This is a genomic window from Burkholderia sp. (genome assembly GCF_018375725.1).
GTDB lineage: Bacteria > Pseudomonadota > Gammaproteobacteria > Burkholderiales > Burkholderiaceae > Burkholderia.
In genome coordinates, this window is sequence record NZ_JAHACR010000124.1 from 1 (window position 1) to 11,225 (window position 11,225).

11 protein-coding genes and 1 pseudogene are annotated in these 11,225 nt (G+C 65.7%); 8 read left to right on the forward strand and 4 right to left on the reverse strand.

Annotation, left to right across the window (positions count from 1 at the left end; translation table 11 throughout):
• Positions 1 to 1,767, reverse strand: a 1,767-nt coding sequence (locus tag KH616_RS14440) for a transglycosylase domain-containing protein (protein ID WP_292245926.1), incomplete at its 3' end; no start/stop codon positions are given.
• A 451-nt stretch (positions 1,768 to 2,218) separates the two neighbouring features.
• Between KH616_RS14440 and KH616_RS14445 the strand changes: the two genes are divergently transcribed.
• The 4 genes from KH616_RS14445 (at position 2,219) to KH616_RS14460 (ending at position 5,597) form a co-directional block, all read left to right on the forward strand.
• Entirely contained in the window at positions 2,219 to 2,899 is a 681-nt protein-coding gene (locus tag KH616_RS14445; RefSeq protein ID WP_292245929.1) for a PspA/IM30 family protein, read from the forward strand.
• Between the two features lie 85 nt (positions 2,900 to 2,984).
• Entirely contained in the window at positions 2,985 to 4,154 is a 1,170-nt protein-coding gene (locus KH616_RS14450; RefSeq protein ID WP_292245934.1) for a tetratricopeptide repeat protein, read from the forward strand.
• Positions 4,155 to 4,384: 230 nt separating this feature from the next.
• Entirely contained in the window at positions 4,385 to 4,816 is a 432-nt protein-coding gene (mscL, locus tag KH616_RS14455) for a large conductance mechanosensitive channel protein MscL (RefSeq protein WP_292245936.1), read from the forward strand.
• A 334-nt stretch (positions 4,817 to 5,150) separates the two neighbouring features.
• Complete coding sequence (locus tag KH616_RS14460) at positions 5,151 to 5,597, forward strand: hypothetical protein (protein WP_010092113.1); 447 nt, start codon at positions 5,151 to 5,153, stop codon at positions 5,595 to 5,597.
• Positions 5,598 to 5,759: 162 nt separating this feature from the next.
• Here the strand turns inward: KH616_RS14460 and KH616_RS14465 are convergent, their stop codons facing one another.
• Complete coding sequence (locus KH616_RS14465; protein ID WP_292245938.1) at positions 5,760 to 6,653, reverse strand: NAD(P)-dependent oxidoreductase; 894 nt, start codon at positions 6,651 to 6,653, stop codon at positions 5,760 to 5,762.
• A 131-nt stretch (positions 6,654 to 6,784) separates the two neighbouring features.
• On the opposite strand from KH616_RS14465, the gene KH616_RS14470 reads away from it, so the two are divergent.
• From KH616_RS14470 to KH616_RS14485, 4 genes are all read left to right on the forward strand, one after another.
• Positions 6,785 to 6,994: a dodecin gene (locus tag KH616_RS14470; RefSeq protein WP_292245939.1), complete on the forward strand. Its 210-nt coding sequence runs from the start codon at positions 6,785 to 6,787 to the stop codon at positions 6,992 to 6,994.
• A gap of 222 nt (positions 6,995 to 7,216) precedes the next feature.
• Positions 7,217 to 8,146 carry a LysR substrate-binding domain-containing protein gene (locus KH616_RS14475; protein ID WP_292245941.1) on the forward strand — a complete coding sequence of 310 codons (930 nt, stop codon included), beginning with the start codon at positions 7,217 to 7,219 and terminating at the stop codon, positions 8,144 to 8,146.
• 336 nt (positions 8,147 to 8,482) lie between these two features.
• Positions 8,483 to 8,836: a hydroxyisourate hydrolase gene (uraH, locus tag KH616_RS14480; RefSeq protein WP_292245943.1), complete on the forward strand. Its 354-nt coding sequence runs from the start codon at positions 8,483 to 8,485 to the stop codon at positions 8,834 to 8,836.
• Between the two features lie 57 nt (positions 8,837 to 8,893).
• Positions 8,894 to 10,087: a urate hydroxylase PuuD gene (locus tag KH616_RS14485; RefSeq protein WP_292245945.1), complete on the forward strand. Its 1,194-nt coding sequence runs from the start codon at positions 8,894 to 8,896 to the stop codon at positions 10,085 to 10,087.
• A 298-nt stretch (positions 10,088 to 10,385) separates the two neighbouring features.
• On the opposite strand, the gene KH616_RS14490 is transcribed toward KH616_RS14485, so the two are convergent.
• Positions 10,386 to 10,898: an ureidoglycolate lyase gene (locus KH616_RS14490; RefSeq protein WP_292245948.1), complete on the reverse strand. Its 513-nt coding sequence runs from the start codon at positions 10,896 to 10,898 to the stop codon at positions 10,386 to 10,388.
• Positions 10,895 to 11,225, reverse strand: a pseudogene (locus KH616_RS14495) (allantoicase); the annotation flags it as partial. The pseudogene KH616_RS14495 and the gene KH616_RS14490, both read right to left, overlap by 4 nt.

Consider the following 11,225-nt stretch of genomic DNA (forward strand, 5'->3'; position numbering starts at 1 on the left):
CTGCGTCACGTAGTCCTGCGCGTACTGCGTGCCGATCGACGCGAGGATCCGGATCGAGACGAGGTTCTTCGAGCGTTGCAGCGCGGTGCGCATCGACATCGGACCGTCAGGCTGATCGTCGTCCTTCGGCTCCCACGCGCTGCCGCCCGGCACGCTCGGCGGGAAATACAGCGGCGCATCGTTGATGATCGTCGCCGGCCCGAGACCCTTGTCGAGCGACGCCGAGTAGATGAACGGCTTGAAGCTCGAGCCCGGCTGGCGCCATGCCTGCGTCACGTGGTTGAACTTGCTCTTGTTGAAGTCGAAGCCGCCGACGAGCGAGCGGATCGCGCCGTCCTGCGGCGCGATCGCGACCAGCGCGCCCTCGACCTGCGGCAACTGCACGACCTGCCAGCCGCTCTTCGCGTCGTTCATCACGCGCACGATCGAGCCGGGCCTGATGCGCAGCGCATCGGATGCCCGCGGGCTCAGCGCGGCAGCGACAAAGCGCAGGCCGCCCGGGCCGATCGTCGTTGTCGCCCCGCCGACGAACTGCACCTGCACGGCGTTCGGCGCCGCCGACAGCACGACCGCCGATTGCAGGTCGCCGTTGTCCGGATGATCGGCGAGCGCGTCGTCGATCGCCTCGTCACGGTCGTCGCCGGCAGCCGGCAGCGCGACGGAACCTTCCGGACCGCGATAGCCGTGACGGCGCTCGTAGTCGAGAATGCCGCGGCGCACCGCCTGGTATGCCGCTTCCTGATCGGCCGCGCTGATCGTCGTCGTGACGGTCAGGCCGCGCGTGTACGTCTCGTCCTTGTACTGCGCGTACATCATCTGCCGCACCATTTCCGCGACATACTCGCCATGCACCGCATACTGGTTGCCCGGCGTGCGCACGTGGATCTCTTCCCTGATCGCCTGCTCGTACTGCGGCTGCGTGATGTAGCCGATCTCGAGCATCCGCTTCAGGATGTACTCCTGACGCATTTTCGCGCGCTTCGGATTGACGACCGGGTTGTACGCCGACGGCGCCTTCGGCAGGCCGGCGAGCATCGCCGCCTCGGCAAGCGTGATGTCCTTGAGATCCTTGCCGAAATACACCCGCGCGGCCGCGGCAAAGCCGTAGGAACGCTGGCCGAGGTAGATCTGGTTCATGTACAGCTCGAGAATCTGATCCTTCGTCAGCGCCTTCTCGATCTTGTACGCGAGCAGCATTTCATAGATCTTGCGCGTGTAGGTCTTCTCGCTCGACAGGAAGAAGTTGCGCGCGACCTGCATCGTGATCGTGCTCGCGCCCTGGCGCGCGCCGCCGTGCATCAGGTCCGCGACGCCCGCGCGCATGATGCCGAGGAAGTCGACGCCGCCATGCTCGTAGAAGCGGTAGTCCTCGATCGCGAGCACCGCCTTCTTCATCACGTCGGGAATCTCCTGGAAACGCACGAGGCTGCGGCGCTCCTCGCCGAATTCGCCGAGCAGGACGCGGTCGGACGAGAAGACGCGCAACGGCACCTTCGGCTGGTAGTTCGTCAGCGCATCGAGCGACGGCAATTGCGGCGCCATGACGACGAGCGCATAGCCGACGATCAGCGCGCCGACAATCGCCAGCGTGACGAACAGGCCGACGAACCACAGCGCGACGCGCGAGCCGAACGAGCGGCGGCCACTGTCGCGCGGCGCGTCGCGATCGTCATCGTCGTGGTAATAAGCGCCGGAAGGCGAACGGCGCAACGTGTAGTGAGGTTCGTTCGTGGCGCGCGGAGAAGACGGTCGTTTGATAATTGGCATGTCGGAATGGCGGGCGCGCGCAGCGTCGTCGAACGCGCACGCACGGATGAATCGAGAGAGGTGCGTCGGAGCGTATCACGTCGACAGATCCCGCCTCGCGAGGATCCGTTCCCGCGACGTGACAGCGCATTTTAATGAAATCAATCGATTAGCTTCGCGATTTTTTGTAAAAATTCCCGCATCCGCCGTCGCCGCACGGCGCTTTTTCCGGCACGCGCCGGCCTATCATGAACACGGAGCGCCCGCATGCGCGACGCCGAACCTTTCACCCATGAAAGCGCCGGCCGCGCCGCGCGGCCGTGCGGCGATATGTCCGCCCTACTTGATATCGCACGTTTAAGCCGTATTTAAGCGAACCGGTGGTCTAATATCCGGCCGCGCTGGCGAACCTGAATACGTCGCCACGCGCCATGCCGCGGCAACGCGGCACCTTTCATACACGGAGGATTTCATGTCGCTTTTCGACTCTATTTCGCGCACGCTCAAAGGCCTGCTGAACGACGCGGCCGACTCGGTGCAGGATCCGTCGCGCGATGCACGCCAGATCGTGCGGGAGCTCGACGACAGCATCGGCCGCGCCGAGAACTCGCTGATCGAGATCCAGGCGCAGGTCGCGACCCAGCGCAGCAAGCGCGACGCCGCCGACGACAAGGCGAAGAAATACGAGGACGGCGCGAAGCGCGCGCTGCAGGCCGGCGACGAAGCCCTTGCACGCGAGGCGCTCGCGGCCCAGGCGAACGTGGAAGCCGAACGCAACGCACTCGCCGCGGAACTCGCGACCCTCGAGCCGTCCGTCGAAAAACTGAAGGGGCAGATCGCCGACATGCGGCAGCGCCGCAACGACCTGAACGCCCGTTCGAACATCCTGCAGGCGAAGCAGGAAATCGCGCAGGCGAAGGACGTGGCAGCATCCGCGCTCGGCGGCATCGGCGGCAAGAACCTGTCGGAAGACTTCCAGAAGCTCGAGGACAAGGTCGCGCTGCAGAACGCGCGCTCGGATGCCCGCCTCGATTCGGCGGATACGTCGAGCGGCAAGGCGCTCGAGGACAAGCTCGCCGCGCTGAACAAGGGTCCGTCGGTCGAGGATCGTCTCGCCGCGCTGAAGAAGCAGCTCGATACGCCCGCGCAGTAATACGCACCCGCGCCGCCGCACCGCGCTCGCGCGGAGGCGGCGCAAACCGATCGCAAGGAGACGGGCATGCGTGCCCGGTTCGATCATGAAGAAACATCTCGCCGCACTCGGTTGCTCGCTGCTGATGCTGTCGTCGGCCGCATTCGCGGTGCCGTCGCTGCAACAGATCGAACAGTCGATCGCACAGCGCGACTGGCAGCGTGCGGACACGCAGCTCTCGCAAGTCGTCGACGCGTATCCGAACAACGCGCATGCGCGTTACCTGTATGCGCAGGTGCTCGACCGCGAAGGCCGCGCCTCCGACGCCCTCGCGCAATTGCAGCGCGCGAAGTCGCTCGACCCGCAATTGCGGTTTGCCGACGCGTCCCGCTTTGCGCAGACGGAAGCCCGCATCCGTGCCGACGCGAGCCGCATGAGCAGCACGCAGCCGGGCATGTCATCCGGCATGGCCACACAGTCGACGCTCGCGCCGGGCATGGCGCCCGCCGTCAAGCACGGCCCGTCGATCGGGATGTGGATCGGCATCGGTCTGCTCATCGCCGCGATCGCGCTCGTGCTGCGCTGGACCCTGCGTCGCGCGCGCTCGACCGACGACCAGCGCGCGGACGACGAACGCCGCATGCAGCTCAAGCGCGCAACCGATGTGCTCAACGACGTCCGCCCGCTGAAACTCGACGCGCGGCTGTCGACGGCGCCCGGCGCCGCTGCGCTGACCGGCGAGATCGAGACGGTCGAGGCGCAGGCGCGCGAGCTTGTCGAAGCGCTGTCGAACGCCAAGAACCCGGTGCCGCCGTACCGCATCGACGAACTCGAGCAACAGTTCGCCAGCGTGAAGGCGCGCGTCGAAGGCCGCCCCGATCCGGTGGCGCCTCCCGCCGCACCCGCTACGCCGGCGGCCGGCAGCGGCTCGGTCTACGCGCAGGAGGCCGATCGTCTGACCGGCGCGCAAGGTCAGCCCTACCCGCCGCCTTATCCGCCGCAGCAACAGCCGCCGGTCGTGATCCAGCAAGGTGGCGGCGGCATCGGCAGCGGGATGGGCGGGCTGCTGACCGGCGTACTGCTTGGCCAGGCGATGTCGGGCGGACATGACCGCGTGGTTGAGCGCGACGTCATCGTCGATGACGAACGCCGCCGGCGCGACGGCGATCCGGGCGTCGACCTCGGGCACGGCGACGGCACGAACTGGGACAGCGGCAACGACGGCGGCGTCGATCTCGGTGGCGGCGACGACAACGGCGACTGGTCCAACACCTGACCTTTCCCGTTCAGGGCTTCCGCGGACGTCGCTTCAAAGCCCTGAACGCCCGCTCGCGCGCTCAGGATGCGCGAGCCGCGCATCGCGCCGATTTGTTAAGCATTTCAAGATGACCTATCGGCATCGGGGCACGTTCGCTATCATGCGGCAATCGGCGTGCCACCGGCCCTGAATTCGATCGATGCGTCGCGGCACGCTTCCCCTTGCCCCCAAACAGGAGAAAGCCGCTCATGAGCATAATCAAGGAATTCAAGGAGTTCGCCGTCAAGGGCAACGTGATGGATCTCGCCGTCGGCGTGATCATCGGCGGCGCATTTTCGAAGATCGTCGATTCGGTCGTGAAGGATTTGATCATGCCGGTCATCGGCGTGCTGACGGGCGGCCTGGATTTCTCGAACAAGTTCGTGCTGCTCGGCGCGATCCCGCCGTCCTACAAGGGTAATCCCGATTCGTTCAAGGACCTGCAGGCAGCCGGCGTGGCCGTGTTTGGATACGGCTCGTTCATCACCGTGCTGATCAACTTCATCATCCTTGCGTTCATCATCTTCATGATGGTGAAGTTCATCAACAAGCTGCGCAAGCCCGAAGAGGCCGCACCACCCGCCACGCCGGAAGACACCGTGCTGCTGCGCGAGATCCGCGACGCCCTCAAGCAACGCTGAGCACACCTCGCCTCATGCCGAGCCCGCCGCCGTGCGGGCTTTTTTGTGCCCGTCAGGCGTGTGAGCGTGACTGCGTGTTTGCCCGCATGCATTTTTTGTGGCGCGCGAACGCACGCGCCACGCGAGCGGGTCTATCATGGAGACTAAACGACAGTACAGGCGCCAGGCGCTGGCTGTGTCGATCGTGGCGTGCGGTTCGACGAAGGCATCGGTCGTCGCACCGCGAGAGCGGTTGTTTTCGTGTGCTATAACGAATCGACATGCGGCGTGCATAGCCGGGAGTGGTCGCATGAAGATGCCGCATTTCTTGCAATGGTTTTTGAGGCGAGTGTTTATGTCCTTCCCGAAAAAACGCCGACGCGCGCAGCAGGATGGCCAGGAATCCTTTCTCGCGGTATTGCGCCACTCGAAGCCGTTCGCCCAGCTGGACACCAAGATCGCCCGCGCCCGCGCACAGGACGAACCGGTGCTGTATGCGCATGTGCTTCCCGGGCTGGACGTGCTCTTGTGCAGCGTCCGCGGTGCGCAGCCGCCCTATCCGGCGATCGCCGAATTGCGAAAACGCTGCATCGAATCGATCGCGAATGCGCTTGAGCAGCCGCTCGACGGCCTCGAGAACGGCGGTTACTGGTACGAGTCGAACGGCTTCGGCTTCCTCGTATTCGCCAGCCGCGCGCGCGCGCGCATCCTGCCCGAATTTGGTGCCGGCGCAAAAGCGAGCCTGCGCAGCGGGCTCGGGCGACAGAACGCCGGCGACACCACGCCCCGCTCGCTGGGCTGACTCGACACCGATCACGATGGGCCGCTTCCGAGCGGCCCGTCTTTCATGGGCGCACAAGCCACGTCGCATGCCCGGATCGCCATCGGTGCCCACCATGCACGTGTACGCGGCATCGGGCCGGCGGCAAGCGCACGCGCCGCCGATCAACGCCGTTCTCTTTCCTTATCCTGTCCGTCGACGCCCGTTCCCCGGCCTGACGATATCGATGAATGCGTCGAAATCCGCATCCGCCAGGCCCATCGCCGCGCCGAGCCGCAGCACTTGCTGGACGGTCGCCAGGACCGGCATGACCGCGCCGGTCTCGCGCGCGGCGTCGGCGATCGCATCGACGTCCTTCTGGAATGTGCTCATCGCCCCGATCGATGCATGTCCGCCCGATGTCATGCGCGGCACGAACGTCTGCAACAGCGCCGAGTCCGCCCAGCCGCCGGCCAGCGCCTGTGCAAGCCGCGCGGCATCGATGCCGCTCGCCTGCGCGAGCCCGACCGCCTCGGCGATCGCCGTCACGGTCGCGGTCACGATCGCCTGATTGCACAGCTTCGCGGTCTGCCCGGCTCCGGCTTCACCCATGTGCGTGATGCGCGCCGCATATGCATCGATCAACGGCCGCACCGCGTCGAGATCGGCCGCCCGACCGCCCGCCATCACCGCGAGCGTGCCGGCCTGCGCGCCCGGCACGCCGCCCGATACCGGCGCATCGACCCAGCCGACGCCCTGTTCCGCGGCGCGCTGCGCGTAGGTGCGCGTCACGCCCGGCGGAATGGTCGAATGATCGACGATGCGGCGCACACGGCGCGCAGCCGTATCGCCGCTCAACAGACCTTCCGGGCCGAACACGACGTCGCCGACCGCACGCGCATCGAGTACGCACATCAGCACCGTTTCGACGCGTTCGGCCAGTTCGCGCGGCGTGTCGACGACCCGCGCGCCCTCCGCCTCGAGCGCCTCCGCCTTCGCACGCGTGCGATTCCACACGCTGACCTGATGGCCTGCAGCCAGCAAATGCCGAATCATCGGCACCCCCATCAATCCCGGTCCGCAAAATCCGACTTCCACGATGCCCCTCGCCTCCGATATGGGTTGAACTTGCCGCCCATCATACCTATCACTCAAGAAAGAAGCCGGACGCATTCCGCACCCGATTGCGCTCGGGCCCGCGACCCAATTCGACACATGAGGGAGGCATCATGAGCGACCACATCTACAAGCTGATCGAACTGACCGGCTCATCGCGCGAATCGAGCGACGACGCGATCCGCAACGCGATCGCGAAAGCCGCGGCGACGCTGCACAACCTGCACTGGTTCCAGGTCACGGAAACGCGCGGCCACATCGAAGGCAACCAGGTCGTCCACTGGCAGGTCACGCTCAAGGTCGGCCTGCGCATCGACGACTGATCGCCCGCATCAACGTCACATCTGGTCACCACGCCCGCAGGGCGCGCCGCGCATCGTGCGCCGCGCGCCTGTGCGCGTTGTCTTCGCGCCATGCTCGACGCCGCGCCGCCGGCTGCGTGCGGGTATCCGTCCCTTGACGCTGTTTTTCTGCCATATTAAAAAACATATACCCATCCCTCCCCTCGATCAGCCTGGACATATAAACGAAGAAACGGAGTCATCATGAGTCAGCAACGCGAGGCGATCGACACCTACCTCTTGCGCGTCCTGCACACCTTGTTGATGGAACGCAGCGTGACGCGCGCGGCCGTCAAGCTGAACCAGTCGCAACCGGCGATCAGCGCCGCGCTGCGCCGCCTGCGCGACATCACCGGCGATCCGCTGCTGGTGCGGGGCAAGTCCGGCATGGTGCCGACCGAATACGGCCTGCGGCTGCTCGAACCCGTGCAGAATGCGTTGCGCGAAATCGAGCGCATCCGGTTCCAGCAGCACAGCTTCGACCCGGCGACGTCGATCCGCTGCTACCGGATCGGCTGCCCGGACTACCTGAACGTGCTGTTCGTGCCGACCGTCGTCGAACGCTTCCGGCAAGCCGCGCCGAATGCAACGCTCGAGTTCCACTCGCTCGGCCCCGCATTCGACTACGAGCTCGCGCTCGAGGACGGCAAGCTCGACATCGTCGTCGGCAACTGGCCCGAACCGCCCGAGCAGCTTCACCTGTCGAACCTGTTCGTCGACGAGATCGTCTGCCTGATGAGCAATACGCATCCGTTCGCGAAGCGCGGCACGCTCACGCTCGATCAGTATCTGAACGCGCCGCACCTCGCCCCGACACCGTATTCGGTCGGCCAGCGCGGCGCGATCGACGTGCACCTCGCGCGCGAGCGGCTGAAGCGCCACGTCGTCGTCACGCTGCCGTATTTCAACCTCGCGCCCTACGTGCTGGTGAAATCCGATCTGATCTTCACGACGACGCGCCTGTTCGCCGACCACTACGCCAGGTTCCTGCCGCTCACCGTCGTGCCGGCACCGCTCGACTTCCCGCCGATGCAGTACTACCAGCTCTGGCACGAGCGCTGCCATTACTCCGACGAAGTGCGTTGGCTGCGCGGTCTCGTCGCCGAGGCGACCCGCACGCTGATCGAGCAGTAAAACTCTGCCGCGTCGGCGAGCGCCCGCGCAAGCACGTTGCGGCGCTCGCCGACACGCAGCATGCGCCGCGTCGTCCGACGCCTTTCACGCACGAATCGTATGCGGCGCCGATGCCGGTTCGCGCGACCGGGCCGCCGTCGACAGCCGTTCATGCGCAGCGCATTATCTTCGCTATCGCTCGCACTGCCGCGCCAGCGCCCTTTTTACAATGCCAGCACGGCGCTCGCGTCAACTCGCCGACGGGTATGCAGCCACGTCACGTGGAGCCTCGATCCGCCGCACCGACCCTGGATCGGGCCGCCGCCGAACCTCGCATCAACACAAGGACAATTGCGAATGGGCAAGCTCACTACCCACGTACTCGATACGGCGCACGGCCGCCCCGGCGCCGCGCTCAAGGTGGATCTCTATGCGATCGACGGCGACACGCGCCGCCCGCTCAAGACCGTGCTGACCAACAGCGACGGCCGATGCGACGCGCCGCTGCTCGAAGGCGCCGCGCTGCACGCCGGCGAATACGAACTCGTGTTCCACGCAGGCGATTACTTCGCCGCGATCGGCGTGAAGGTCCCCGAACCCCGCTTCGTCAATCGCGTCATCCTGCGCTTCGGCATCGCCGACCCGCACGCCCACTACCACGTGCCGCTGCTCGTGTCGCCGTGGTCGTACAGCACCTATCGCGGCAGCTGACGCCGTATCGGCGCCCCGTATCACGCACGACAACGATCACAAGACTGGAGACGCTTCATGGAAGGCTTTATCACCGACTGGCTGAATCTTGCGCTGCGCTGGCTGCACGTCGTCGCCGCGATCGCATGGATCGGCGAGTCGTTCTACTTCGTCGCACTCGACAACAGCCTGAAACCGCCCGCCGATGCCAACCTGCGCAAGCGCGGCGTATTCGGCGAGCTGTGGCACGTTCATGGCGGCGGCTTCTACAACATGCAGAAATACACGGTCGCGCCGCCCGAGATGCCGGAAGACCTGCACTGGTCGAAGTGGCCGTCGTACACGACCTGGATGTCGGGCTTCTCGCTGTTCTTCGTGCTGTACCTGCTCGCACCGAACACGTACCTGATCGACCGGAACGTGCTCGACATGGGGCCGGTCGTTGCGGTCGCCTCGGCGCTCGGCTTCCTGCTCGCGGGCTGGATCGTCTACGACTCGCTGTGCCGGCTGCTCGGCACGAACGACCGCGTGCTCGGCGTCTGCGTCTGCCTTTTCGTCATCGCTGCCGCGTATCTCGCATGTCACGTGTTCGCGGGGCGCGCCGCATACCTGATCGTCGGCGCGATGCTCGCGACGATCATGTCGGCGAACGTGTTCTTCGTGATCATTCCCGGCCAGCGCAAGATGGTCGACAAGATGCTCAAGGGCGAAGAGCCGAACCCGATTTACGGCAAACGCGGCAAGCAGCGCTCGGTGCACAACACGTACTTCACGCTGCCCGTCGTGTTCGCGATGCTGTCGAACCACTACGCGATGACGTATGCGAACAAGGCCAACTGGATCGTGCTCGTGCTGATCATGCTGGCCGGCGCGCTGATCCGCCAGTTCTTCGTGATGCGCCACCGCGGCCAGCAACTGTGGTTCCTGCCGCTCGGCGGCATCGCGCTGATGGCGGCCGCGCTCGTGTGGACGCTGCCGAAGCCGGTCGCCTCGGAAGCACAGGCCGCGAATGCGCCGAAAGTCGCCATTCACGACATCATGCCGATCCTGCAGCAGCGCTGCGTCGCATGTCACTCGGCGAAACCGACGCTGATGGGCAGCGCGCCCGCCGGCGTGATGTTCGATACGCCCGACGAAGTGTCGAGGAACGCGCAGCGGATCTACGAACAGGCGGTGCGCCTGAAGGCGATGCCGATCGGCAATGTGACGCACATGACCGACGACGAGCGTACAAAGCTTGCCGCGTGGTTCGAGGGCGGCGCCACGCAATAAACCGGCGCGATTTGCTCTGCTCCCGGGCCCGCCGGCGGGCCCGTTTTTCTTTCCGCATCGCGCGGGCGCACGCTCTGCGGCACGCCGTCCGGCTGCCCGGTATTCGCACTATGCGAGCTTCCATCGCGCAACGCGCGTCTCGAATCGGCGGCAACGGTCGGCCCTTTCTCTTCCCGAAATGTGGCGATGTGCCGGGCCGTGCACACAAACCGGTGACGCAGCGCGCAAAGAAAAGCCCGCATCGCGGGCTTGGCTGGAAACGGGAGCCGGCGGCCAGGCCGACCGGCAAGCAGAACAATCAGGCCGTCAATGCAAGCAGCGCCTCCGCGGTCAACCAGAGCGGTTCCGCCAGTTTCTGCTCATTGAGATTCAGGCCGTCGCCGCCGCGATCGACGACGATGAAGTCGCTGACCTCGCCGAGCGCGATCAGCGGATGATGCCAGACGCCTTTCGCATAATTGACGCCCTGCCAGCCATGCGTCACGAACGCGCGGATCTTCGCCGGATCGAGGTCGCCCGCCGGGGCGACGACGATGAGATAAGGCCTGTCGTTCAGCGGCACGAACGCCTGGCTGCCGAGCGGATGCCGTTCGAGCATGTTCACCTCGAACGGCAGCATGCGCGGCTGGCCGCGAAACAGGTTGACCAGCGGGCGGCCGCCTTCGTCGGCGACATCGACCTTCGCAAGATCGTGAAAGCGGATCGTCGTGCCGAGATTGATCGGGATCTGCTTCGCGCCTTCGGTTTCGATCACATCGCCAAACGGCGCGAATGCGTCCCGGGTCAGCGGTTCGATAGCGAGTGTCTTCATTGGCCGAGCGTCCCGAAAAGGCGCAGACGCGACACGCCGCCGTCCGGGATGATGTTCAGACGCACGTGCGTGACAGGCCCAAGCGCCGCCAGTTCCTGCTCGAAGCCGTGCTGCCTGTCCATCTGCAGCTTCTGCTCGCCGAGCAGCGTCGGCCAGAACATCGACTGCGTGATCAGCGAACTGTCGGTGCCCCCCACGACATAGGCCGCCTGAATCGAACAGCGATCCGGGAAGTTGCCCTTGAAGTGCGCGGTGTCGATTTCGACCTTCCTGATCACGCCCGGCTGCGCGAGCGCGACGATCGCCCAGTCGTTGCCCGGCTCGCGG